This window comes from Enterobacter sp. 342, from assembly GCF_036663495.1.
Classification (GTDB): Bacteria; Pseudomonadota; Gammaproteobacteria; order Enterobacterales; family Enterobacteriaceae; genus Enterobacter.
Window position 1 is genome coordinate 70,607 of sequence record NZ_JAWUEI010000019.1, and the last position, 23,587, is coordinate 94,193.

36 protein-coding genes and 1 pseudogene are annotated in these 23,587 nt (G+C 50.4%); 6 read left to right on the forward strand and 31 right to left on the reverse strand.

Annotation, left to right across the window (positions count from 1 at the left end):
- Nucleotides 1-29 precede the first annotated feature (29 nt).
- Nucleotides 30-449, forward strand: coding sequence for a hypothetical protein (locus V6E55_RS15885; RefSeq protein ID WP_063154039.1), 420 nt, complete (start codon nt 30-32; stop codon nt 447-449).
- A 20-nt stretch (nt 450-469) separates the two neighbouring features.
- On the opposite strand, the gene V6E55_RS15890 is transcribed toward V6E55_RS15885, so the two are convergent.
- From V6E55_RS15890 to V6E55_RS15960, 15 genes and pseudogenes are all read right to left on the reverse strand, one after another.
- Nucleotides 470-748, reverse strand: a complete 279-nt coding sequence (locus tag V6E55_RS15890) for a phage tail assembly protein T (protein ID WP_032645834.1) — start codon at nt 746-748, stop codon at nt 470-472.
- A gap of 8 nt (nt 749-756) precedes the next feature.
- Nucleotides 757-1,140: a phage tail assembly chaperone gene (locus V6E55_RS15895; RefSeq protein WP_059444879.1), complete on the reverse strand. Its 384-nt coding sequence runs from the start codon at nt 1,138-1,140 to the stop codon at nt 757-759.
- A 32-nt stretch (nt 1,141-1,172) separates the two neighbouring features.
- Nucleotides 1,173-1,592, reverse strand: a pseudogene (locus tag V6E55_RS15900) (phage tail tube protein); the annotation flags it as partial.
- Between the two features lie 58 nt (nt 1,593-1,650).
- Nucleotides 1,651-1,998 carry a tail completion protein gp17 gene (gene gp17 / locus V6E55_RS15905; protein ID WP_045347753.1) on the reverse strand — a complete coding sequence of 116 codons (348 nt, stop codon included), beginning with the start codon at nt 1,996-1,998 and terminating at the stop codon, nt 1,651-1,653.
- Nucleotides 1,995-2,444: an HK97-gp10 family putative phage morphogenesis protein gene (locus V6E55_RS15910; RefSeq protein WP_163373930.1), complete on the reverse strand. Its 450-nt coding sequence runs from the start codon at nt 2,442-2,444 to the stop codon at nt 1,995-1,997. Before V6E55_RS15910 ends, gp17 begins: the two co-directional genes overlap by 4 nt.
- Nucleotides 2,441-2,779: a phage head closure protein gene (locus tag V6E55_RS15915; RefSeq protein WP_016042205.1), complete on the reverse strand. Its 339-nt coding sequence runs from the start codon at nt 2,777-2,779 to the stop codon at nt 2,441-2,443. Before V6E55_RS15915 ends, V6E55_RS15910 begins: the two co-directional genes overlap by 4 nt.
- Nucleotides 2,779-3,105, reverse strand: a complete 327-nt coding sequence (locus V6E55_RS15920; protein ID WP_080396471.1) for a head-tail connector protein — start codon at nt 3,103-3,105, stop codon at nt 2,779-2,781. Before V6E55_RS15920 ends, V6E55_RS15915 begins: the two co-directional genes overlap by 1 nt.
- 33 nt (nt 3,106-3,138) lie before the next feature.
- Nucleotides 3,139-4,296: a phage major capsid protein gene (locus tag V6E55_RS15925; protein WP_248200541.1), complete on the reverse strand. Its 1,158-nt coding sequence runs from the start codon at nt 4,294-4,296 to the stop codon at nt 3,139-3,141.
- A 2-nt stretch (nt 4,297-4,298) separates the two neighbouring features.
- Nucleotides 4,299-4,976: an HK97 family phage prohead protease gene (locus tag V6E55_RS15930; protein ID WP_016063561.1), complete on the reverse strand. Its 678-nt coding sequence runs from the start codon at nt 4,974-4,976 to the stop codon at nt 4,299-4,301.
- Nucleotides 4,977-4,993: 17 nt separating this feature from the next.
- Complete coding sequence (locus tag V6E55_RS15935; RefSeq protein WP_316943340.1) at nt 4,994-6,268, reverse strand: phage portal protein; 1,275 nt, start codon at nt 6,266-6,268, stop codon at nt 4,994-4,996.
- A complete protein-coding gene (locus tag V6E55_RS15940) occupies nt 6,268-7,782 on the reverse strand; it encodes a terminase large subunit (RefSeq protein ID WP_000196671.1) in 1,515 nt (504 codons plus the stop codon). Before V6E55_RS15940 ends, V6E55_RS15935 begins: the two co-directional genes overlap by 1 nt.
- Before the next feature lie 6 nt (nt 7,783-7,788).
- A complete protein-coding gene (locus tag V6E55_RS15945; RefSeq protein WP_316943341.1) occupies nt 7,789-8,274 on the reverse strand; it encodes a terminase in 486 nt (161 codons plus the stop codon).
- Nucleotides 8,275-8,423: 149 nt separating this feature from the next.
- Nucleotides 8,424-8,660, reverse strand: coding sequence for a hypothetical protein (locus V6E55_RS15950; protein ID WP_022648757.1), 237 nt, complete (start codon nt 8,658-8,660; stop codon nt 8,424-8,426).
- A complete protein-coding gene (locus V6E55_RS15955; protein WP_042863315.1) occupies nt 8,660-9,001 on the reverse strand; it encodes an HNH endonuclease signature motif containing protein in 342 nt (113 codons plus the stop codon). Before V6E55_RS15955 ends, V6E55_RS15950 begins: the two co-directional genes overlap by 1 nt.
- Nucleotides 8,998-9,585 (reverse strand): hypothetical protein, encoded by a 588-nt coding sequence (locus tag V6E55_RS15960; RefSeq protein ID WP_410493460.1) that lies wholly within the window; start codon nt 9,583-9,585, stop codon nt 8,998-9,000. The genes V6E55_RS15955 and V6E55_RS15960 overlap by 4 nt, the downstream gene beginning before the upstream one ends.
- A gap of 133 nt (nt 9,586-9,718) precedes the next feature.
- On the opposite strand from V6E55_RS15960, the gene V6E55_RS15965 reads away from it, so the two are divergent.
- Nucleotides 9,719-10,249, forward strand: a complete 531-nt coding sequence (locus V6E55_RS15965; RefSeq protein WP_126525340.1) for a YkgJ family cysteine cluster protein — start codon at nt 9,719-9,721, stop codon at nt 10,247-10,249.
- Between the two features lie 114 nt (nt 10,250-10,363).
- Here the strand turns inward: V6E55_RS15965 and V6E55_RS15970 are convergent, their stop codons facing one another.
- The 3 genes from V6E55_RS15970 to V6E55_RS15980 all read right to left on the reverse strand — a co-directional run bounded on the left by V6E55_RS15970 (nt 10,364) and on the right by V6E55_RS15980 (nt 12,828).
- Nucleotides 10,364-11,824 (reverse strand): glycosyltransferase family 2 protein, encoded by a 1,461-nt coding sequence (locus V6E55_RS15970; protein ID WP_316943342.1) that lies wholly within the window; start codon nt 11,822-11,824, stop codon nt 10,364-10,366.
- Nucleotides 11,824-12,384, reverse strand: a complete 561-nt coding sequence (locus V6E55_RS15975) for an HNH endonuclease signature motif containing protein (RefSeq protein WP_148748575.1) — start codon at nt 12,382-12,384, stop codon at nt 11,824-11,826. Before V6E55_RS15975 ends, V6E55_RS15970 begins: the two co-directional genes overlap by 1 nt.
- Before the next feature lie 246 nt (nt 12,385-12,630).
- Entirely contained in the window at nt 12,631-12,828 is a 198-nt protein-coding gene (locus V6E55_RS15980; protein WP_316943344.1) for a hypothetical protein, read from the reverse strand.
- Nucleotides 12,829-12,910: 82 nt separating this feature from the next.
- Between V6E55_RS15980 and V6E55_RS15985 the strand changes: the two genes are divergently transcribed.
- Nucleotides 12,911-13,144: a hypothetical protein gene (locus V6E55_RS15985; RefSeq protein WP_063855691.1), complete on the forward strand. Its 234-nt coding sequence runs from the start codon at nt 12,911-12,913 to the stop codon at nt 13,142-13,144.
- A gap of 214 nt (nt 13,145-13,358) precedes the next feature.
- Here V6E55_RS15985 and V6E55_RS15990 read toward each other — a convergent pair whose 3' ends face one another.
- From V6E55_RS15990 to V6E55_RS16045, 13 genes are all read right to left on the reverse strand, one after another.
- The gene (locus V6E55_RS15990) at nt 13,359-13,553 is read right to left on the reverse strand and encodes a hypothetical protein (protein WP_316943355.1); all 195 of its coding nucleotides are present in this window, start codon (nt 13,551-13,553) and stop codon (nt 13,359-13,361) included.
- Nucleotides 13,504-13,779 carry a hypothetical protein gene (locus tag V6E55_RS15995; protein WP_316943346.1) on the reverse strand — a complete coding sequence of 92 codons (276 nt, stop codon included), beginning with the start codon at nt 13,777-13,779 and terminating at the stop codon, nt 13,504-13,506. Before V6E55_RS15995 ends, V6E55_RS15990 begins: the two co-directional genes overlap by 50 nt.
- A 7-nt stretch (nt 13,780-13,786) precedes the next feature.
- Nucleotides 13,787-14,416: a glycoside hydrolase family 19 protein gene (locus tag V6E55_RS16000; RefSeq protein WP_062676570.1), complete on the reverse strand. Its 630-nt coding sequence runs from the start codon at nt 14,414-14,416 to the stop codon at nt 13,787-13,789.
- Nucleotides 14,416-14,694 carry a phage holin family protein gene (locus V6E55_RS16005; RefSeq protein WP_016042194.1) on the reverse strand — a complete coding sequence of 93 codons (279 nt, stop codon included), beginning with the start codon at nt 14,692-14,694 and terminating at the stop codon, nt 14,416-14,418. The genes V6E55_RS16000 and V6E55_RS16005 overlap by 1 nt, the downstream gene beginning before the upstream one ends.
- The gene (locus tag V6E55_RS16010; protein ID WP_023150206.1) at nt 14,684-15,073 is read right to left on the reverse strand and encodes a phage holin family protein; all 390 of its coding nucleotides are present in this window, start codon (nt 15,071-15,073) and stop codon (nt 14,684-14,686) included. Before V6E55_RS16010 ends, V6E55_RS16005 begins: the two co-directional genes overlap by 11 nt.
- A gap of 779 nt (nt 15,074-15,852) precedes the next feature.
- Nucleotides 15,853-16,338: an HNH endonuclease gene (locus V6E55_RS16015; protein ID WP_023150205.1), complete on the reverse strand. Its 486-nt coding sequence runs from the start codon at nt 16,336-16,338 to the stop codon at nt 15,853-15,855.
- Between the two features lie 294 nt (nt 16,339-16,632).
- On the reverse strand, nt 16,633-17,415 hold the full coding sequence (locus V6E55_RS16020) for an antitermination protein (protein ID WP_316943348.1): 783 nt from the start codon (nt 17,413-17,415) through the stop codon (nt 16,633-16,635).
- Nucleotides 17,412-17,723, reverse strand: coding sequence for a hypothetical protein (locus tag V6E55_RS16025; protein ID WP_001325077.1), 312 nt, complete (start codon nt 17,721-17,723; stop codon nt 17,412-17,414). Before V6E55_RS16025 ends, V6E55_RS16020 begins: the two co-directional genes overlap by 4 nt.
- Nucleotide 17,724: 1 nt before the next feature.
- Entirely contained in the window at nt 17,725-19,596 is a 1,872-nt protein-coding gene (locus V6E55_RS16030) for an AAA family ATPase (RefSeq protein ID WP_316943349.1), read from the reverse strand.
- 103 nt (nt 19,597-19,699) lie between these two features.
- A complete protein-coding gene (locus V6E55_RS16035; RefSeq protein ID WP_316943350.1) occupies nt 19,700-20,710 on the reverse strand; it encodes a hypothetical protein in 1,011 nt (336 codons plus the stop codon).
- Nucleotides 20,697-21,125, reverse strand: a complete 429-nt coding sequence (locus V6E55_RS25865; protein ID WP_078310739.1) for an HNH endonuclease — start codon at nt 21,123-21,125, stop codon at nt 20,697-20,699. The genes V6E55_RS16035 and V6E55_RS25865 overlap by 14 nt, the downstream gene beginning before the upstream one ends.
- Nucleotides 21,055-21,264 (reverse strand): DUF4222 domain-containing protein, encoded by a 210-nt coding sequence (locus V6E55_RS16040; protein ID WP_023306765.1) that lies wholly within the window; start codon nt 21,262-21,264, stop codon nt 21,055-21,057. The genes V6E55_RS25865 and V6E55_RS16040 overlap by 71 nt, the downstream gene beginning before the upstream one ends.
- A gap of 1 nt (nt 21,265) precedes the next feature.
- Nucleotides 21,266-21,484, reverse strand: coding sequence for a transcriptional regulator (locus V6E55_RS16045; RefSeq protein ID WP_032645228.1), 219 nt, complete (start codon nt 21,482-21,484; stop codon nt 21,266-21,268).
- A 114-nt stretch (nt 21,485-21,598) separates the two neighbouring features.
- Between V6E55_RS16045 and V6E55_RS16050 the strand changes: the two genes are divergently transcribed.
- From V6E55_RS16050 to V6E55_RS16060, 3 genes are all read left to right on the forward strand, one after another.
- Nucleotides 21,599-22,306 (forward strand): XRE family transcriptional regulator, encoded by a 708-nt coding sequence (locus V6E55_RS16050; protein ID WP_023337033.1) that lies wholly within the window; start codon nt 21,599-21,601, stop codon nt 22,304-22,306.
- A 413-nt stretch (nt 22,307-22,719) separates the two neighbouring features.
- Nucleotides 22,720-22,920, forward strand: a complete 201-nt coding sequence (locus V6E55_RS16055) for a hypothetical protein (RefSeq protein WP_017384395.1) — start codon at nt 22,720-22,722, stop codon at nt 22,918-22,920.
- On the forward strand, nt 22,920-23,342 hold the full coding sequence (locus tag V6E55_RS16060; RefSeq protein WP_316943351.1) for a hypothetical protein: 423 nt from the start codon (nt 22,920-22,922) through the stop codon (nt 23,340-23,342). Before V6E55_RS16055 ends, V6E55_RS16060 begins: the two co-directional genes overlap by 1 nt.
- Nucleotides 23,343-23,587 lie beyond the last annotated feature (245 nt).

The following is a 23,587-nucleotide window of genomic DNA, read 5'->3' on the forward strand; positions in this document are numbered from 1 at the left end:
CTTGATTTTTTTTGCACATGGAGACATATATGTTGAGCTTGAACTTTGAAGTTCCCGGCAACCCGGATGACTACTACGAAGTTAGGGAAAAGGAAGATGGAACGCTTTCCTATAAGCCTAACCGCCTAAAAATAAGGGGGTTAGCAAAAACTCAGTGTGACTATTTTGATTATATATCCTCTTTAGGTGAGAATATTCATATAGCCACACTTGAGAGCAATGATGTCATCAACGATTTTTTTGAAAATGAGCCGGAAGAGGCTCAAGTTTCTATTTACAATACTCTTTCCGAAGAATTTAACGCAATTACTGATACCATTTTAGATAAAACTTCAGAATTGAATGCGCAGGCACAACAGACAGAAAATGTAGCAGAGAACATTGGTAAAGTTATAGGGGCTATAGTTCTTATAGGCTTTATAGTTTTTATATTATCGCAAATAAACTAAGTTACGGGCGGTTTACCGCCCTAATTTGATGCAGCCATTAAAGCAGCCTCAAGTCCCGCAAACGGATCCTTCGGTGCTGATTGCTCGTCACCACCCCAGCGCAGGATCGCATCGTCCAGCGGTACTTTTGCCCCCTGAGAACCGTAGATGGCAGAGACGAGCTGGGCTGCCTGAATGTCGCCACGGATATCGCCAACCGGACTTTGCCTGTCGAACTCAATCCACATCAGAAGCTCGCTTGCCGTCATATTCTGCCGAAGCTCTGAGAGCGTGCGCCCCATCCGGAGCGCAAGCGACATCAGAAACTTTACGCCGGGGGTTGAGACTTTTCCCGCGCTTCGTCCGCGTTGTTGATCAGGTCAAGCGCCTGTTTGAGCAGGCGTGAATGGACGGGACCGTAGATTTCACGCACCTGCTCTTCTTCGTCTACGCTGAATACCGGTTGCTTATTGGTGTCACACAGAACGTCAATGAAGAGCACCACGTCAGCGCAAAGATTACGGTGTGCCTTTTCCGATACCGACACATTTTCATCATCAGCACCCGCTTTCACCACTTCCTGCCAGCGCAGCCAGGCTTCACCAGACGGCTCACGAAGAACCACTTTGACGCCTTCCCACTCAGGAACGGCGACCGTCTTATGACGAAAACCCGACATCTTAGCCAGGGCGAGATTTTTAATATTCTTCATGCGACCTCTCAGGAGCCAGACTCGATGTTTTCAGGCTTACCTTTCAGGCGCAGGGAGAACGTTGCCGCCACTACGCCGTTGGTACCGGAAGACCAGGTGTGCTGGCGGATTTCAGCCAGGAACTTAAAGCCCTTGCCGGACGGGAAAATGACCTGGAAAGCGTAGGTCGTATCGTTGTCATACGCATCACGCAAGGCGTCCTGCGCCGGATTCTTGTAGAAGTTGCCGGACAGAGAGATTTCTGACGGAGAAGGCAGGCCGTTGATGTTCTCCTGCTCGGTAGAGCAAAGTGTTGTTACGTCGATATCCTGCTTCTGACCACCGGTGAACTGAATTTCTTTGATGGTGCAACTCAGATCGAGGAAGGTTGCGGAATCCATCGTTTCTTTGGTGGCTGGCAGGGAGGAAATAAGGATCTTCGTCAGCTGCGATTTTTCATAAAGTGCAGACATAGCTGTCTCCTGGAAAAAGAAAACCCGCCATCAGGCGGGTTCGTGGGTGAATTAATTGTCAGGGGGTAACTTTAAAATCCAGGGTGGCACGGTAGAGCCGATAATCTGGCTCGTACCCGGGGATTTTTACCACCTCTGTAGGGGTTAACGGCTCAAGCGAAGCGAGCACCAAATCTCTCAGGGATCGTGATTCAGTGATCGTTGTGGAATACACATCGACCTGAACGGAAACCCTGCTCTCTGCCTGGCCACACAGCACGTCAGCGGAAACATCATCGACGATGGAAAAGATAATCCAGGGTGGAGAGACAGACGGTTTCCCGTCACTACCTAATGGCGCAACATAGGGGTATACCCGCCCCTCTGCCAGGGGAGAAAGCAAGGCGTAGATATTATCTTCATTCACTTGCTCAATACCTCATCAATAGCCTGATTCATCCTGGCAATGGCGACGCTGGCGGCCTCTTCCTCGCGCGTATCGTAAGCGGGTCGCACAAACGGATGTGCAGGCATGTTCGCAGTGCCCAGCTCTACAAAGCGCCAGTAAAAGGCGTTTCTCGGGTTATTCGCCTTCATCGTGTTATCGCTGTTTCCGGTGCGCGGGTTAACACCACGAATGTGGACACCGGAAGAAATTTCCCCGCGGCGGCGGCTTTTTTGGGTCACCACCACCACGTTTTTTTTCAGTTTCCCGGTGCGCACCGGTGCACGGGCGATCACTTCTTCCTTAAGCACTTCGGCGCCGGCGCGCGTGGCATCACGCAGAACCCTGTTATTCTCAGCGCGGCTGAGCGCCTCAAGGTCTTTTGCGATGTCATTTAAACCAGAAAAGTCGAGGCTCGTTTCAATCATTTTTCAGCTCCCGTTTTGCAAAGAATTTCCAGGCGAGTGCCAGTCGCATTTGCTACAGGAGGACCGATGATATTTAGCACCTGACCTTTATACGGGCCGCTGAGCACTTCCAGACGAGAAGAGGCATTCAGCTCTGACCTGAAGCGCATCCAGACGCGAATCGTTGCCTGCGCCGTTTCCGCGCCGCCTGAAAGCTGCTCTCTGCCGCTGATCCCCTTTACCTCAGCCGGGACCGGGTTGCCACCTGTCCACGATTCAACCGGCTGACCAGATGGATCGCGCGAAGTCGTGAAGGTGAGAATTTTTACCCGGTGCCTGAATCGTCCAGGTTCCATCAGGAGCCCTCCTCAGGTTCAGATTTACCGCGCCAGTTGCGATGGATGAACATCATGCGTTCTGCTGCAGCGTTCTCATATAGCTGTATTTCGCTTTGCGCGGTGCGGTGTTCAAACATGTCAGCAAAGACAAGGAGAACGGCGCCCTTAACGGCTGCAGGAATATCAGCTGCAACTTTCCATGCTGGTTCATCGCACCAGCGTATGCAGTAGTCAAAAGCTGCCTGAGCGTACAGGGTAATCAGCTCGTCCCTGTCGTCTTCCTCAAATTCAATCTGCTGCTTAAACAGGCGGAGGCCAATTACATCCAGAACATCTATCGCCATACGTTAAAAGGGCGGGTCTCCCCGCCCCCTCCATCATGAGCCAGAAGAGAAACTGCCCTTGATGATTGCCGTCGGGCGATAGTGCGCCAGCGCCAGGCGCTCTTCACAGAGGATGGTCAGCATGTTTTTCACGAAGTTATCGCGGTCTTCACGGCTGACTTCCACGGTGGCATCCATGCGATCCCACACCTGTGAGGCCATATCAAATCCGCCCACCGTAAAGGTGCCTGCGGCCTGCGCCTTAGTAGGAACCACTGGCAGGCCCCACATGATGTTGCTGGTAAACGCCTGAGGACCACCGAAGATATAGCGGCCTTCGTTGTCTTTCAGCAGCGCGATGTTGTGCCAGTCGCGCGGGTTCAGGACGATACCGGAAGCGCTAAACTCAGACTCTGTCACCTGGTAAATAGCGTGAGCGATAATGTCAGCGCGGGTGTCGCCAGTGGCATTCAGCGAGGTGTCGTAGGCGGTTGCCACTTTGTTCAGACCTTCCAGGTTATCCCCGGTGCCGTCGCCGTTCAGCAGCTGACCTTCTTCCTTCAGTGCCAGACCGTACATGAGGCGGTTGTTAACGTAGGACTGCAGCATTGGCGCATCGTCCATCACCTGACGTGATGCCTGCACCCAGTGCGCGATGGTCTTTACGTTCGCGGTCTGTTTGCTGAAGGTGATATCCGACTCTGGCTTAAGCGCCTTCTCTGCCACTACGTCGGCGTTATTGGTAAACACCTCTTCACGCACGTATTCGAGAGCGTTGCTGGAAATTCGGCCCTGAGCCAGCAGGTCACGAATAGTCAGACGGCGCAGGCCCGGCATGATGATGCCAGGGATCTGCATCGGCTGGATCAGTGAGCCAGCAGAATCAGCGTCACTGCCGAGAGACTTGTTAAACGTCTTCGCGTCGAAGGTGCCCTGTTTACCGTCCCATGACTTGATGAGCTCTTCAGCAGCACGTTCAGAGAAGGATTTCTTCTCACCCGGATTTTCAGCACCGGAAGCCAGTTTCTGTTCCAGATCGAAGAGGCGTGTACCGGATTTGGACAGTTCTTCCTGTACTTTTGCCAGGTCGGACTGCAGCTGTTTGGAAACCTGGCCCGTGCTTTCGATTTCAGCTTTCTGCGCATCGAACAGCTGGGTCATTTTCTGCTGGGATTCTTCGATTGCTTTTTGAATGAGAGCGAGTTCAGACATAATTAATTACCTAAATTGGAAGGGAAAGATTTAATGCTCTGAAGCAGAGCGTTGATTTGTGCTTCGTTTCCGTCGCCCTCGGACTCGCTCCGAATCGCTGACTTAAACCGGGCTATTAACCCAACTGCCTGTGATTTGGTGAGCCCGACTGAATCCCTCAGCCAGTTCTCCACATCACGAATCGTTTCAATGCCATCGACACTCTTCATGGCTGCGATGCCAGCCTGTTCGTTGGCGGGGAAAGTGCAGACGCTAATTTCACGCAGAGCCTGGATATTCTTAAAAATGCGGCCTGTTGGAATGATGGTGTAATCGTCTTTCGCAACGGAAAAGCCAACCGACATACCTTCAACCGTACCGTGCTGCATTGCCGCTTTCAGGTCGGCGGCGCCGCTGTGCCCTGGGGTAAGTTGACCGCGCACATACAGGCCTTTTTCGTCTTCGGCCAGGCTGTCCCATTTACCAACCGGCAGCTCCCACGTCTTGTGGTTGAAAAACATCGCCACTTTGCGGGTCTGGTTCGCCAGTGCGTTTTTAAACGCCCCGGGCAGAATGATGTCGCCATCGGAATCGGTGTTATTAAAAACAGAGGCGTAGCCTTCAAAAATCCCCTGTTTACCGTCACCGGTGAATTTGATTTCTGTCTCGTCGAAGGACAGCGTTTTTACGATCTCAGGCATTACGGCCCCCATAAAAATTAAGCCCCGTGATTACGGGGCTCTTTGTTGGTTCCTAAATCGGTGATCGGCACGTATTGCGACTGGCGCATTGCCACATCGCCACCCGGCAATGGCGGGAGGTTGTCCGTTCGTCGCATCTCGTTGATGGTGCGTAGCCCTGCCTCTCCCATTGCCTTCATAAAGGCAGCGCGGGATGCCGAATCGCCCCTCAGCAGGCCGTCGAGGTTGTGCTCAGCATGAATGCGGCCAACATCCTTAGCAGGAATAAGCCACCGCTGAATGCTGTTTTCCCACCGGGAGATATAGGGCTGCAGGGTGTACTGCAGGAAGCCGAGATTCTGCTGCTCGATGCCCGATCCCCAGCTTGTTGATTTCTCGACGTCGCCGACAAGGTGAGGCGGTACGCCAAAGAATCGCGCCAGTTCACTTACCTGAAATTTTCGGGACGCCATCATTTCGGCATCCTGCGGCGTTACGCCAATTGCCGATGTGGAAAAGCCCGCTTCCAGAATCCAGAGGCGTTTTTTAACCGGACCGCCGGCGATCTCTTTGAAGTTCTCTTCGACCTGCGAGCGCTGCTGTTCAGTTAGCACTTTTTCGCCGGTTGAGAGGATTTGCGGAGACTTGGCGCCGTTGGCAAAGAAATCTCGCTGCTGGTCCTCCATCGCAACTGCCACACCTGCCGATTTACAGGCAAAAGCAATGGGTGACAGGCCGACCAGCCCGGTGAATCCGAAGCCTTTAAGGTGAAAAATCTCTCTATGCGAAAAGTCGGCGTATTCGCTGTCGCGTTGATAGCGATAAACCACTTTTTTTCCCACGAGTTTCACATCCATATTGGCAGACTGAAGCGGGAGAAGGCTTATCACGTCACCCGCGCTGTTGCGGTCCACCAGTGCATACGCGTTACCGTAGAAACAGAGCTGCATCGTCATGGCCTCCCTGAATTCCTGGGCGGTCATGTACTGATTCGGTGAGTAGCGCAGCAGTCGCGCCAGCGGATTGCTCAAACCCACTTTTTTACGGTTGTCATTCTGGTCGGTTTCGAAGACATCAAGCGGTAAGCATGCCGTGAGCGTTGAAATCAGGCTCACGCAGCGCCACACCGTCGAAATTTGCAGTATCCGTTCATCGTTAATGGATGAATCGCCCAGGTGTCCGTGGGCCGAAACGGGGCCCGTTTGTGAGCCCTGATTTGGGGTGACTAAACGCCCGCCGACAAACCAGGACTGCAGCCTTGCCCACCAGCCGTTATTGGTTCGCAGGTCAATCGTGTATTTAGGTTCTTCCATCACATGCTCAGCGGTCGGAAAATGAAGTCGTCGAAGTCACCACCCTGTTCGGTAACTTCCCCATTAGCAGCACCAACGGACATTGTCATTGCGACCATGCCATCAATACGGCCCGTTGCTTTGGATTTATCCAGCTTACGGTTGCCAGCAGCATCTTTTACGATCACCGCGTTCCAGGCACACATGGTTAACACCGGGTGCATGCCATGCCTCACCCGCCCGTTAAGCATCAGTGACTCAAGGGTGTCTACAGCCGGGCCCATATCCTTAAAGCCCTGGCCGAACTCGACCAGCGGAAGGCTCAGGCCGATGTCGTCAGCCTCTTTCCTGAACTGGTCAATGCGCCATCGGTCGAAGGCCATCGAAGTGAGGTCAAAATCACCGATGATTTCGGCGATGTCGGCGACCACGAATGAGTAATCGACGGACGCACCGGGCGTGGTACGCAAAAGCCCCTCCCTTGCCCATACGTCATAGGGCGCGCGGTCTGTTTTGGACCGTGCTTCCAATGTCTTTTGTGGGGTCCAGAAGAAGGGAAAGATATCCCAGACACCATCATCAGCCTCACCAGCGATAACCAGCGCCGTTAAGTCGTTCCTGGCCGACAGATCCAGCCCGGCATACCATTTCCTCGGTGTGTTAACCGGTACTCCACCGCACAACTCCCACACGCTGCGGGAGATAAACGGCGATACGGTCGACACTCTCTGATTAAGGTTGAGGTTGCGGAAAGTGTTCTCAAAGCTTGGCATTCGGCCTGCCATTTCAGCCTGGCGCGCCATGTCTTTTTCAGATCTGAACGTTCCCAGCGCCGGGTTCGCAGCAAGCCAGGATTCTCGCTTACTGATATCAGCGTCTTTTGGCGCTTCGTAAACGTGGCAGACAATGTGTGGGTCTTTCGATTTGACCGCATCATCAATCCAGATGCTCAACAGGTCGGCATCGTTCGCCGCCTGGGTGCTGATAACGATAAGAAGCGGATTCTCATGCGCACCCTGGGCTGTAGTAATCGCGTCGATAAAATCATCCTGCGGCCCCCTTACCTGTCCGGTTTCGTCCAGAATCGCCAGAATCGGGGAAAGGCCGTGTGTGGTTTTACCCTCAGCAGATAGCGCCTTGTATTCGACATTACACGGCAACCCTATTAGCTTTTTGCCACTGGGAATTATATGCACTAACACCTGCAGGTCCGGGTTCAGGTTCACCATCTTCACCGCGAGGTTGAAAACGATGGATGCCTGCTCGCGACTAAGCGCGCCGCTTACGATCTGGGTATTCTGTACCGCCTCTGGCCCCACCAGATGCGCCAACAGGATACCGGCTATCAGCCCTGTCTTTCCGTTTTTGCGCGCGATGCTCAGTATCGCTTTATCGGTTCCGACTGGATTGTCGTAAACCGCCAGGATGAATTCTTTCTGGAAGGGATCAAGCCTCATAGGCTTACCCAGAAGCTTGCCTTCCGGCACGATGCAATAGCGCTCAATGAACGCTATTACACGCTCACCTCGCGTCATAGTCTTTTATCCGTGCTTGGGAAAGGCGATCAGGTTGTCGTCCTGGTCCTGATGCTCGTTTTTCGTGTTTCGTGCATCACGATCATTCTGATTGCGTTTCTTCTGGTCGCGGCTTTCACCGTTGGTTGCGTGGGAATGGATCTGCAGGTCACGGCGCTGAGCCAGGATAGTTCGCTGCAAATCAGGAATTTGTTTGCGGAGATTTTTAATCAGTGCCTCATTTCTCGCTTCACCGCGCGCGCGTTCTTCTTTACGCAAATCTCTGCGTAAAACGGTGAGATAGAGCTGGTTATTTGCCAGTTCTACGGCGGCCAGAAGGTCGGCTGGCGTCCAGCTGTCCAGAGCTTTCGATCTGATATTGTCATGCCAGAATGGTTCGGCTTTTTTTTCCAAACCTGCATGGGACGGAGGATCGATGGTGTCCACTGCTGCATTTTTCATGGCCTGAACCGCTGCCGCCGAACTGTCGGAACGGGTTCGTTTATCTGCCATATGTCAACACCTTAAAACTAAAAAAATCGGGTTAGCGTTAAAATCAAACTTTGGCGGCGGTCATTTGGGGCAAAGGTTTTGAAGATTTGATCCCCCCCCTGCCCTGATGCGATTCGTTCTCATTTGATTTCATTGCATATGAAATGATTTCACTCATTCATTATCCGCTTCACTTCATCATTCCAGGACGTCTGTTTATCAACCTGTTCGAGTTTCTGATCGCCTTTCCCGTACTCGGACCACACATGCCCTGAGACGGTCAGTGTCGGTACGTTCTCGCCTACGGTGTGGGAGAACTGGATAGACGTTACGTGCTTCATCTCCACGCCATCAATCGCCAGCTGAACAAACTTACCGTCTCGGTATTCAATGATGAGGTCTTTCATTACGTGCTCCAGTGAGACGCAGGATCGAGCGGGTAGCCGTTGGCATCACAGCCTATTACCGCGCCGCTCTTCTCCATTCTCTGTTTCGTTGAGTCATGATGCGCTTTGCACAGTGGCTGCCAGTTCTCTTTACTCCAGAACAGGTGCTGTGCTTTCGATATGGCCAGAGGGTTACCTGACTTAAGCGCATCTTTAAGTTTGTGGGGCTCGATATGGTCAACCACCGTTGCTGGGGTTATGCGCCCCTGCTGCTCGCACATCACACATAGTGGGTGCTGCTGCAGGAAACGCAGACGGGCCTTATCCCATCGGCTGCCATATACGCGGGGCTCTTTGTTCATGCCAGTCTCCATGCGCGGCGGCGTTCCGTCCTCGGTTCGTTGTCAGGGTGACGCTCAACCGTCGGGAGGTCAGCGTGATCCACCAGCGAGTAACACGGATAAATCACCCGGCCACCGAATGCCTCACCGACGGCGTAATCAGCTGCCAGCGTTTTATTCCATGCGTTAAGCATGCGCGCCAGCCTGCCCTGAGGAGGGCTATAACATACGCCGTGAATCAGTTTGCTAAGAACAAGGTAATCAGCGTTTACTCTGTCTGATTCCACCAGCATTCCGGCAATCTCTTTCTGATACTGAGGAGGCCGACCAGTTCCGAGGTAAAAACTCAGAAGGTCATCCGGGCAGCGCGCTAACCAGTCGGTTACCTTTTCGATGAATCCGGGTACCGGTATCGCGTCGTCTTCCAGCACCACTACCCGGCAGGTTTGTTCTGCTGCCCACTCAAGCGCGCGGCGATGATTCCAGTTCGCACCTTGGTTACCGTCATCAATAAGCAGATGGGCATCCAGCAGCGCAGCAAGACGTTGTGCATTACTTAAGCGGGTGTGATGGCCGACCACCACAAACTTTATGTCTTCAGCCACCAGCAAATCTCCAATAAAAAAGCCGCACGATGGCGGCTACTGATCATTTGTCAGGATATGAATGAACATTACCCATCTATAAAGTATGGGCAAACAAAGCTTGAGACTTTCCTATCACACTAATGAGGCCAAGATGTCGTTAAGTGATTACTTAGTTGCAGATCGGCAGTGCAATGAGTGCAATGTTTGCTGCATAAACTTGCGGATTGAAAACCCAGCGTTAACAAAGAAAGCAGATGTACGCTGCCCTTACCTATCTAACCAAACAGGCTGCAGTATCTATGATCAAAGGCCTGATGTTTGTCGGACATGGTATTGCGGCTGGCGGGTGATGCCTTTCCTTCGTGATGACATGCGCCCAGACCGTTCAAAAATACTAATCAAACAAGACGAAACAGGTTTTGTATTTCAGCCATTGCGTTCTGAAAACATGAATAACCTCACTCATGAGAATGTGCTAGAAGCTATAGGTTCACTGGTTTCAAATGGTATCGAAGTTAAAACTTCAATACCAACCCGCCCTGGCTATTGCAACGCAATGATGAACATCAATGAACATATTAAGGTTGCAGTTGACAACTTAGATCTACAGGCCGCCAGACAAGTCATGAGAAACGTTATTTTTCACTCACGTCACTCTCAGACTCTTCCTGAACATGATTAGGATGGATAATCAGCTTGGGTTTTGGCTGGCTAAAACTAAAACAATTTATCTTTTTCAGTTTTGCCAGATCAAAACCTTGTTGCTGACTTATATCGTTCATTAATTTCTGGTCACTTATTTGTGCTTCCACCAAGCAAACTCCTTACCGATACCATCAGACTTAAACACTGTGTGGATGCGCGGGCCGGTGACAACTCGATCGCCAAATGACTGCGCGACAATGCAGAAAGCGATCATATCCCCCACCGCGGCGCCAGCCTGTTCTTTCTTCCAGAAGCGATAACTCTCTATCCGGTAGTAAAGACGAATGATGCCGTGAGCGAACGCCATTACATCAGCGCGAGTACCACCAAGCAGGCCAGCGTTAAGCATCACATCGCCGCGGTGCGCTTCAATGAATTCCTGATAGATACGCTCAGGATGATTCTGTTTCGCCCAGGTGTCGGCGTAGGTCTTCGGTTCAGAACCGACATACACCTTTCCGGGCTCCATTTCTTCCCAAGGCGCGTGAAGCATTTCGACATCGGTACCATCAGTACACCAGACGAACCGGTATTCCGGGTGATCTCGCAGGTGCTGCCAGATGTGCAGCCAGCGACGAAAGTAGACATTCATCTTCACGTCAGGTACGAGATACAGCTCAACATCTGCCGGGGCCGTCAGTAATTCATCCACCAGCGCAATACGTCCACAATTCCGAAGCGAGGCCGCCCACCGGGTCAGCATGTCAGGCGAGGCCGTCATTTTCGTGCCGCGCTGAGGGTCAGGCTGGCTGGTCAGTAACGTAGTTATAACCACGTCGCGCTGCCGCCGATACTCCACGTAACCGGTAAACCCGGCATCACGCCGTTCGTTGTGGATTTTAACGTTACGTTCCACCAGCGCCTGCCGGTCTGGTTTCGGTACCGAACGCTCCACGGCCTCATGCTCATCGAGAGAATAAATCAGCTTTTCTGAACCCACGACATCAGCGTAAGTCCACGTCGTGAGGCCAGCGTTATGAATCCGTAGGGCGAGGTCGCTGTGCTCGTACATACCGCGACCATAAACAGGATCGAATCCGCCCACCTTCTCGATAGCGCTGCGGTGGTAGTACAGCATCACGCCACGCTGCCCGGTGTAAGCGATGTGCTTATCATCCCGGTACAGGACCGCCATATCCTTCAGCTTATTCGTCCCTGCCAGATCGAGAAACTGGTAAGCCAGGTGCGGCTCGGGTGATTCGATGTAGGGAAGATGCCAGTTATCGGCGATGGCATACGCATCGTCATCCCACAAAAATAAATGTTCGCATCCTGAGTCCATAAGGCATTCAAGGCTGGCATTTTTAGATGCGACAATCCCAAGTGACTTATCGTGCCGGATTAACTTGCACCAATCCGGCACTTTTGCTGGAGGGTTGGACCCGTCATCAATGACGAATACCACAGCGCCGGCAGGTAAATGTTTACGATGTTGCTCAAGTGAATTTGCAAGTACCTGCGGTCTGTTATACGTAGTTATCGCGATCCCAATTTTATTGTGAGAAACGCTATCGGCGCGGACATAAGGAACCCCATCAACAATGACGTCCATTATTTCCCCTCAAATTCGTATCGTGCTTTTTCAACCGCAGCCGTTGCTTCGGATAATGTCCCAAATTCCTTTCGAAAAATGACATCGCCGTTTCGCGTAAGTGTTGCCCTGTACTTTCCGCTTTCCCTGATAGATACGCCCATTACCCCAGTGGAACTCACCGGCTTTATTCGGTTCCAGACGTTTACTGTGTGTGTAACCACCCTGAGGTGTTTTGGATTAACACACTTTCGGTTATGGCAGAGGTGATCAAGTTCAAAGCCATCAGGAACATTCTTGACCAATAGCTCATAACTGGCTTTGTGAGCCAGGGTCATCATCCCTTTGTGTTTAAACATTCCATATCCGTCTGGATTTATATATGCAAGCCAGTTCCAGCATCCGGTTGAATCATCAACCATATACTTGCTGCTCAATCTATCGAGTGGTGATTTTGCTTCGAGGGAGCCAGTTTTATAGAGTCGCAGATAATGCATCTGGCACATGCCTTTGCAATGCGCTGGCCGTTCACATGAATTAACGGAACAGGTTTTTCCTGCATTTCTAACAAGTCCGCTCATCGGAGTTACCTTTTAGTGATGAACCTTGTCGCACAGGAGATCCAGCCCTCAGAAGGCTCCGACGCCAGCCGGTTCCTCAAGGGTCATCCTGAAAGGTTCTGAGTAGGATGTGCGCGTGCGATGCGCATTAAAAAACCCCGCGGGTGCGAGGCCGTTTTATACCTTGCAGGGGATAATGGCTGCCTTATCCGCTTGTGGGGATAACCATTATCAAGCCCACCAGCAGGTGAGCTTTGTAATGGCCACTTAATCGTCGAGTTGTAACACGCCACGCTCAAGTGAATCTGAATACGCGATCAGACCAGAATATTCAGGAATAATTTCACCATCATCTGCTTCGAATTCCGGGATTGTCCCGGTGGTGATGGTGTATTGAGGCGCACCGTCTTCTTTTGCGAAGGTAGCCAGGTCTTCAATCTGTTTAGTGGTCAGAACTACTGTCATGCTCATTCCTCAGTTAGAAAAAAGCCCCGCTATTGCGAGGCACAATGATATTCTTCCCACTCCTTAACAAGAGGGATTACACATGGAAACTGCACCATTCACTGTTCATGATACTGGCGTGAGAAATAGCGCATTGGAAGTCGTTGTGCGTAGCCTGCTCGCTACGCTGGATGCGCAACAGGCGAAGGATTTCAGGGCAAACTTAGAGAAAACCTTTGCTGTAATCGAGAAAATGCAGCCAGAAGAGACTGTACAGATTAATGAAGTTGTTCGTCAGGCCGCGTTTGATATTGCTTCAGCAGCGACTGATAGTTAGATATGGCTGCTTCAGCACTACGCTGAATGGATTTGTCTAACGTCGAAGGGGCCACATTGCTGGCCTCTTTTTTATCCATAATACCTCCTGATATATTGGAGAATTCATTTAGGCCAGCTGATAAAAAACATAAAGCCGATGAATGCGAAAAACAGCCCAGCGGCTGCCGCAACAACGATTAGAGCCCAAACAAGAATTGTTCCGATGGTTGCGATCACTTGGGCCTCACTTCTTTTGGTTTTTGGCAGTTCGCCTGCCACGCTTTGTTATGCGCCAGGATGTCGCGCTTCGTCTGCTTATCCAGCACGTCGATATCGTGGTCTGTCAGGTAGATAATTCGCGACCACAGGCAGCCTGTATCAACCACCACCGAGGCGGGTGAATTTTTCGCGCAGCTCGCGATCAACATCGTCATCAGACATACGCTTAACAGCTTCTTGCACATTACTGGCCTCTTTCGTTGTCTCTACCCGGCGTTCTGCTGCTGCGACCATTGCCGCTGCGTTATCTTCGGTGCGCTGCTGATCTGCTTTCGCTTCAGCCTTGCTTGTGCCGCGAATATGGCCCAGGCCGAAAGCGCCAGCGATGGCGGCAATGACAGCTGCAGCAATACCAATTAAAGTTTCAAACCCCATTGTGACCTCACAACAGCACTGATTTTGCTAGGTTAAACAGCGCACGGCGTTTATCCAGACCGTTACGGCCGCCATTGATAAGCAGCGTGACGCGCTCCACATCGCCTGAATGGAGCAGGCATCCGTGCGAGACGTAGAACCATGCGGCGGAGCGCGCAGCGTATTCATCTCGTTCCAGTAGTTCGGGATACGAAACCAGATCCAGTTTGAGAGCCTGGCCGCAGTTGCGATAGTTGCTAAGCCCGGTGATTTGCTTAAGGCCTCGGCCGCGATATTTCCAGCCATCACCAGCAACCTGGTTGCCCAGGTTCTTTTTGCCCCACTCACCGCCATAAACCAGATTGGCTATCGCTTTCTGATTTGCCGGTTGCGTTGCCGTTCTGCCGAGTGCAGCGGCCTGCTGTGCAGTAATGCGATGCTTGCCGAACGTAGGTACCAGGTTTTCTGCCGCATAATTCAGATTTTCCACCAGCCGGGTGAAACCGCCGGACTCATGGCCCATCTGCGCTATAAACATGGCCTGATCGAGCGGCGCGGTTATGCCGAATTCCTTCATTGCAGCATCGATATAGTGAAACCAGCGCACGGCTAGACCGGCGCTTATACCTGCCGCCTTTTGAAATAGTATTTGGTTCATTAGTGCCTCAGTAGATCAACCAGACGCGCCAGATTTCCCCGGACCTTCATAACAGCTGCGCATATCAGGAGGTTTGCCACCACCACCAGCCAACTGGAGTCACGATAGAGACCGAAGATGAATTGCCACGGGATTACTGCGTAAACCAGGATGGTTATATACGCCAGGATTGAGATGAAAGGACGGTGCCGGGCACCATGGCGCTGGTAGAACATCAGAACGACGACGATCACCGAGCAGATAAACGCGTTAAAGACAGCTGATGGGTCAATTACCATTTCCCCCTCCTCCGCGTAACCGTGAGAAAAAACCGAACAGGGTGTTCAGGTCCTGGTTATTAAGAAAAGTTAGGATTTTTATACACAGTGCAGACAAAATCACTGCACCGAGTGCATCCAGTGGTTTTTCATAACTCGAGGCAGCATTTAGCCATGAACCAACAAACCCGGCGCCAAGCACTCCAACAATGAATGATGTAAGGAAATATGCAGCCAGGCGAGCACGCGTAAGGTTTGCAGCTGTCGCGACGTAAAACACCGCACCACCAAACGCTCCAAACACCACGCCGAAATCTGTATGAGTAAAGACACCATACAGGACTGAACCCAGCAGGCCTCCGCCGAGAACTGCACCAGTGCCGGTTAATGGATCGGACATTACGCCCCCTCTGTAATTGCTATGAATCCTCTCAGTAAGTTTGAGGGGAAATAATAAAAGCCCGCTGTTGATGGCGGGCTAATGAGTTGACTATTTGTAAGGTAGGTGTGAGTAAGACTTATGCTCAGAGGTGAAGCTGTATCGGCTGATTCACTATCGGTCCAGGAGAACCACCGGGCATTCAGTTACTTCCCACAACTCAAAGCGTAGCAGCAGTTTGCAAAACCATAAAAAAAGGCCTGCGTTTTATGGCAGGCTCTCAAGGAATTTGAAACTTGTATTGTTGTTGTCATGGTGCCGGGTGCCTCCCGGTGACTCTACCCCAGTCAGCAAAGCCGCGCGCATACCTGCAGATAGCAGTTGACTGGAACGCCCTTTCGCTTAGAAAGGATTCACCACACAAACAAATTACGCCGAAATCATTCCGCCGGTCAATACTTCATTGCCGTGAGTTCTCTCAGAAGGAGGGGAAACAAAAAAGGCCACCCGAAGGTAGCCCGTAGTAATGATTGTGAAGGCTGGAGTCGAACCAGCTTCCATCGGTGCGCTGCCGATTGGGTTACGCGCGCCTTGTGGCTACTTATCCAGAATATTCACCGCAAAACTATTCCCTAGCTCGCCGCTGAGCTTCATCACAATGGGTATCGCTTTGCCGCGCCAGGGAAGTGTGCCTGGTCTCACCGGGATGTCGTCACATACTCAAAGCGATTTCCGTTGTGTAGAAAATAAATAGCCCCACTAATACAGGCAGGGCTTAATTTATTTTATTCGTGTAGGCGTTAACGACACATTTCAGCTTTAGCTTTCATGTAAGCCTCGTGAGCCAACTCCGCAGTTTGGAAACTACCGAGATCTTTGCGTTTCCCGTTGACGCTAATCGCAGAACGCCACAGGCCACGATCCTTGCACCAGTTTGCTCCAATTAGCCCAGATTTCGCACCTTTTCTGGCCTTATGCCTGTTCTGCTGATTAACAAACTGGGTAACGATACGTAAGTTGTCCCATCGGTTATCTTTGGGATTGCCATTGATATGATCGACACACTTATCAGCTGGCGGCAGCGCACCATCCATGTATAAAAAAGCCAACCGATGAGCGAAGATTAATTTCTTATCGATCATTATCTGGATATAGCCGTACGTATCTGCGTTCCCGGCTATATTGCCTGGCGTAGACCGAGAGTTTGTTCGCTTGATCCAAACAAATAAACCAGTCAAAGGGTCGTACTTCAGAACCTCTTTCAGCCGTTCTTGCGTGATGCTCATGATATGCGTATGCCTTACTTTGAAATGAACCTTTGCCGCACAGGAAACCAGCCCGTCGAGGCTCGCCAGCGCTAACTGACTTCCTCAAAGGCTCATTTCAAATGGATTGGTTCGACGTATTGAATGCGCGGGCGGTGCGCGGGAAATGCGGGTACAAAAAAACCCGCAACGTGGCGGGCTTTTCGAGGTTAATTATCTACAGGCGTTATACTCCATAATCAGAAGCTTACAAGACAACCTTATGCAAAGTCAACACTAACGTGCAAAAAAGTGTCGCTATTTGCTCCGATCATATTAATAAGTTGTCGCCTTCTCAAATTCTACTGCTGCATGACGCTCCCCCTGACGCAAAGTGTCCACCAGCATTTCATAGAATGGTTTCCAGTTACGTGACCATGAGGACTGATGGAGGTCCGGGAGACGCTTCAGAATGGCTCGGTGTACCGTCGCCGAGGAGATAGCAGAGAAGCCATTACCAGAGCAACGTTCACACGTTTTGAAAACCGGTGCGCCGCGGTCTTTAGTCGCTTTGCGGTCCAACACTTCGCCTTTACCTCCACACCTGCACCGGGCAAGGATCACTTTCTTTCCTCCGCATGTTCCGCAAACCCTATTCACCAGCTCATTTTTAATCTTCGGAGCCACCACTTCGGCACCGTCGGCGTCGAAAATACCAGGATGTTTAACCACATCCTCATTCCCGGAGATAAACCCGGTACCGCTGCAACTATGACATGTCACGCTGGTAGCCGCCGAACGGGAGTAATCAGCAAAGGCAAATTGTGCCAGCATCTGCATACACCATCCGAACTGCCCACCAGCTGCTTTGCGAACATTCTTCGGTGCGACATCCATCGCATATCGCGCCAGCGCCTGAACTGCGAGCTGTTCATCCGTTTTGCTGATTCCCGCTTTACCGAAGAACGCCGCCAGGCCGAAGCGCGCACGGCTGCTGGTGGTCCCAATCGCCGCCATAACATCTGTACCGGTGAGACGCTCCGGAGAGGTTCCCTTCACGTCGTCGCTGATGTGCATTCCCTGAGGGCTGAAATGTTTGAGTGATGTTTCCAACTTCATTGAATGGTTTCCCCCTTTTCAGCAGTGCCAAACCAGCCAGGGTGCGCCCACTGGACATCAGTCACTTTATCGCCGTTACCCCACAGCGTCAGAACACGCATAGCAACGTAGTGCATAAGGATTTTTTCGTGCTCTCGCCACTCATCATCAGGAGTGTCTTCAACAAATTCAGCGATGGCGTCAGCAATAAGACCGAAACACTCAGGAAAATCACTATGACCGATTGCGATGTCTTTTGCCGTTTCCTGAAGCTCCATAAAACGCTGCTTGGTAAAGAGATACGACATTTCTCTAATTAGGCGATCCATTTTAATACCTCGTTGCGTTAGTGGCTTCCCACTCAATATCAAGTTCACTTTGCTCTTTGCCGGCCAAGTAATTGAAGGGCCCTTTATCACCCTCGATAAACTGGTGTGATCGGGAATCAAAGTTAGCCCCTATGTCTCCGATCCAGCCTTCCCCTTCACGTTGTTTCAACAGGCGGATCATCGAAGCGGGCATTTGGATAGCAGTCTGTTCGTCCTTATCAAGGCTCTCATACCCCATTCTTTCAGCTTTGCGCTGCGCCAGTTCGCGCGGGATATTACGCCAGACGGCCATAACGTTGTCGGGCATGTCAGTTAAAGCGCCAGTGCCTTTAACATCCATTTTCCCTGTTGGTGCAGCTTCGTTTGTTTTTCTGGCATGCGTTACCAGCAGAACATGGCAGTTGTGCTCGTTTTTAAAGTCGCAGAGGGTATCGATAAATTCTTTTTGTCCACCGTAGTCCTCCTCATCGAGTCCACATTTTGCCAAGTTGTCGATAACGAAAAGATCGATTCCATAGCGGCGTCTGGCATAGGCAAATATTTCCAACAGTCGATCGGCCTTGGCTGTTCCGGTGAGTTTGAACACCCAAAGACGATCAGAAAACCACTCGTTAGTCATGATGATTTCAGTACGTTCTGGGTTTTTTCTACAAATGGTTTGCCGGGTAAGACGAGCCAACATTTTCCCAGGCTTAAGCTCCAGCGAGGCAATGCATACCCGGACTCCCTGGCTCATGGCATTGACGGCGATATGTCCCACCAGCTCGGTTTTTCCGTGGCCGTTTACTCCGTTAACCAGCGTCAGCTCTCCGGCGCGGAATTTGAAATTACTGTTCAGCGAATCCCACGGGCTGGAAAATAATCCAACGTCTCGATGCTCGAACGCATCCAGTGTTTCCTGAAGGAGATCACCCGCAGAGCAGAGTTCATCAGGGTCAAAGAATTTAGCGGTCCCCAAGTAGTGCCAGATTTCATCCTCGCTCATCCCGGAGGTCAGGCATTCATTGATATCTTTGTGCGGCAGCTCTACCAGGCGGCAACGATGCTCCCCTAGACGACGAGCAATTTCTTTTGCGGCTTCGCGCCCTACATCATCGTTATCGAGGCTTAACCAAATTTCTTCGAATCGGTCGAGGTTGTGATACTCGTATTCGATCCATTGCTGTTTGGCCCCTTTTCCACCGCCGAACGGTACCGATAGAGCACTGATACCGAATTGCGAGTAGGTCATACAGTCAATCTCTCCTTCGCAAAGCACAACAGCGCGAGCTTTCGCGTCCATAGCCTGCCAGCCAAACAGACATGGCTCGCAATCAGCTTCAGCCATGATCAACTTTTTGCCATTTGGTCGTTCAGTGCCGATTCGCTTTACCTGCAACAGCTCACCGTTGCGAAGATACGGAAACGCCACTGCCGGAATTTCGCGGTTTTCATCGTGGTACCAGACGACTGCGTCCGAAACACGGAATTGATCAGCTGTCTCTCGGGTGATGCCACGGTAAGAGAGGTAGTCGTAGCAATGGCTCGCCTTTTTAACGCCTTTTTTGGTTGGCCGTGAGAAGGTTTTTTTCTTCGCCTCGAAGTGGTTATCGTCGTCCTTCAGCCCAAGGAACTCTTTCGCTTCCCGCATAGCGTCGTGCAGCTGGCAGTTACGCACCAGCACCCAAAGATCAAGCAGGTCTCCGCTGTCGCCGCTTGCAAAATCTGCCCAAGTCTTCTTACCACCGAGATTAATTTTCAGGCTCTTACCGGCATCACCATTGGTATTACCAGCGCACCACTCCTTGCCCTCGAGGTGTCCTCGTGGAAGCAGGTATTTCGCAACTCTTTCGGCGTTGTCCCACAATTTTTCAGATAACTCAGCAGGGGTCATCACACACTCCGTAAATCGAATTTTATAAAGCACATAGTCACGAATTCCTCACGCAAAAAGCCGCGGTTATAGCCAGCAACCAGTAGACGTTTGAGGATTCTTTTCATGGGCGGTTAGCTCCGCGCTTCATGCGGTCAATGGCTGCCTGGCTGATAAATACCTCAGCCGAACCGTCACTTGGTTTTGCGAACCAGGAAGCCCCTGTCCCACCGATGGCGTTTGCGCTTGCGGATATCTGAGGAGCTCCATTTGGTTTTTCATCGTTCCAGCGCTCTCCGTTCAGGTATGACGCTGGCAGGAGTTTGTCGAACCCCATTTGCTGTGTTTTCACCCGGAGGCTGATATCTTCAGCCAGCATAACGGCGAAGTTCTCAGGCGTACCTCGGTTCGCTTTTTTCCAGTCGCGATATTTGGTCCTGAACGCTGACTTAGCCTTGACCTTGGCATCCTTTCTCAGACCTGCCCCCCAAAAAATATTTTCGAAAGCGACATCGACTGGATCTTGGCCTTCAGCATCATCTGATTCTGAATCAGGCTTTTCCTGTGCAGGTTTACCTTTAGACTCATCAGATTTATCGCCATCGGTCCGATTCGAATCGGACAAATTAGTTTTATTCCTTTCCTCTTCCCTTCCTTTCCCTTCCTTTCCGTCAGTGAGTTCTTCGTGAGCACTCACTGAGTCCTCAGTGCTAGCTCCATTACTTGTATGTGAATCATGTGTTTGTTTATCAACATCACTCACTGAGCCATACATGTAATTCGGTGCTGGTTTCCGTGAGTTATCAGCAACGTCTTCAGGAGTAGGTATTGTTGTTGCGGATGGTCGGTTAATTTTCTGGTGTTTAGAAAAACCATCAATGTGAATATATTCAACACCACTCACTGAATACTCACTGATTAACCCAGCCTGGCTAAGTTCTTTAATTAACGGCTCGCAGTCGATCATGTCGGCAGGGAAAATCTGCATTTTGATACGCTTCGGGGAGCGCACCAGATTGCCTTTGTCGTCGGCAAAATTGAACATGCCTATAAACATCAGGCGCGCCTCAAATGAGCACTCGACAATCTTTTCATCGGTCCAGAACTCAGGTTTAATTGTTCTAATGCGTGCCATCTATCAGCCCTCCATCAGCACAAATAACCCCACTTACATCAGACTTTGACTGGAATTTGGCATCTACCAGGGAGGCCTTGCGCGCATTGCAGGAATCACACAAACATTGCATGTTGTCTGGGTGGTGAGCACCACCATTACGTCGCGATACAATGTGATCTGCGACCAATTTAATGCGGTCTTGACTGCCACAATGACGGCATTTGAAACCGTCGCGCCAAAGAACAAATTCGCGTAGTGCGCGATGGCAAGGTACGCGCATTTTCAGGCGACCTTTGATCGTGGGCACTTTCCATTTGTTGCCGTTCTGGTCTAACCAAAACTCAGACGGCACCTTTCCGTAATCACGCATTTTGCGCCTCCGAGACCTTCGTAAAATATTGTTGGAACTTCCAGACAGGCTGCATGCATTCATGCGGATAATTCTGCCTGGTGAAATACACCTGCTGCTTATCCCGATTCCAGCCGGTGACATGCACAATCACACCGCGCGGATCGCGATAATCGATATCCAATGGCTTAATTTGGTTTTCGGTAGTGATTGAGTGCGACATATCACACCTCATTGCCCGGGTGCGGGAATAATTTTGGTTTGTCAGGTCTCAGTTCATGGGCGGGAATCCCAGTAAAGGCCGCAACATCAGGCACATGTTCCACCCCAACAACACCAACTTTTCTCCAGCGAGAGACAGAGGGTTGTTTTACACCTATAGCGCGAGCTAGAGCATTTACTCCTCCAGCAGCATCAATAGCTCTTTCAATTGCTGATTTCATTTTTTTGCTAATCCCGTTCAGTTGCTATCGAAATTATGATAGCAATTGCTATTGGAATGAGCAATAGACTTGTTTATCATGCTTGACTAGAATGTGATAGCGGAGGCTATAAATATGCAAGAGAGAACACTTAAGACGCTAGCTGACAGACTTAACTACGCAATGCATGAGATGGGCATGAGCCAGGGTCAGTTAGCCAAAGCGGCGAATATGGCACAACCAACCATATGGCGAATAACATCTGGAAATGCTAGAGGCACAACTAAAATCGTTGAAATAGCTAATGCCCTGGGTGTTCGTTCGGAGTGGCTATCAAACGGTACTGGACCAATGAGGGGTGACGACCAACAACCACCCCCACCGATGAATAACAAAAAAGATCCAGCCATCTTCAGAGTTGACGTACTCGACCTTACTGTAAGTGCTGGCCCGGGCATAATTAACAGCGAATTCGTGGAGGTGCTGCGCTCCGTGGAATACTCAGTTGAAGATGCCCGTCAAATGTTTAATGGCCGGAAACAGGAGCAGATACGCATCATCAACGTTCGAGGCGATAGCATGTCTGGCACCATAGAGCCAGGGGACTTACTCTTCGTCGATATCAGCGTTCAGCATTTCGACGGCGACGGTATATACGCGTTCATCTACGATGACACATCGCATGTTAAGCGCTTACAAAAGATGAAAGACAAACTCTTAGTTATCTCTGACAACCATACCTATCTGCCATGGGAACCAATCGAGAAGGAAGAGATGAACAAAATTTTCATCTTCGGAAAGGTGATCGGCAGCATGCCGCAGACCTACAGGAAGCATGGGTGAATAATGCAAATGAAAATAAAAACTTACGCATAACAAGCTGAGTAGATTCTTAACCCGGCCAGTGCGCCGGGTTTTCTATGTGCCCCCACAATAGTAACCACCAGTCAACCAGGCGGGCGACTACCTGATCGGAACTCCTACCCTCTTTCTCTCTGCGAGTATCTCGCCCTTTCACAGTCCATTTTATTCTCAAGCTTCGATGCTCCAACTCCCGATATCTCATGTATTGGTAGATCACTGTCTAAAGGACAATTATTTCTACCGTGCTGTTACAAACACATCAGCAATAGATTTTTTTATTTTTGATATCAATGACATAAAAATCAATAGCAATTTAAATAGCAATACCTATTGCAAAGGCCAATAGCAGGCTCTATCATCATTCTATCAAATCAACTCAGAGGTGATAGAAAATGTCTCAGAAGATAAAAACATTTAAGGGGTTGTCCATCCATCCTTGTGATGCCTTCAAGAATATGTCCTTGATTGTTGAAGCAGCTAGTTTGTTATCGGCGGTTGATGATGACGAGTATAGAGAAATTAGCGACATTCTTCTCGCGTTTGTCTGCAACTATGCAAACGAGGCCCATAAAAATGAATGGGATAAACGATAATGAAAAATCCAATCGAAATGCTAAATGATATTGCTGCGGAAATCACTGAGAATGCTTCGTTACTGGAGGTTATTTACCGCATAAATGAATTTTCACCGGAAGCCGATAACACAATTGCCTGCCTGATTCGTTCTATGCTAAAGACCAGCCAAACTGCTTACGAGTATGTGGAGCAACTTAGCATCCATGCTGGAGCTGAATGTCAACGGGGACAAAAATTAGAGTCGCTAACAGCGCTAGCTAATCAACTTAACTCTTGGGCTTGTGATATCGGCGATTGTAAGCTTGCCGTTTATAATGCAATGGATGATATACCAACAGAATCAAACTCAATTGGGGTTTTAAGTCTCGTCTCCCAAAAACTGGATGAAATGCAGAGCATTATTAGCTCTAAAGCGGACAAGATCGAATTCAATAAGTAACGCTAAACAATAAAACAAATAACACCTTCACTGGTGTGGCTTCCTGCAACCTGAAAACAGGATTAGGTTAAAAATGACATTAATCAAAGATAAATCTGCGTATTTAACAGCACGGCTTTTCTTCGCGACCTATGGTGAGGAATACCGCCATATCTCTAACCTTTTCATGGGCTTTGTTGAATAAATCGAACTTTTGCTGAGTTGAAGGATCAGATCACGCATCTTCCCGACAACGCAGACCGTTC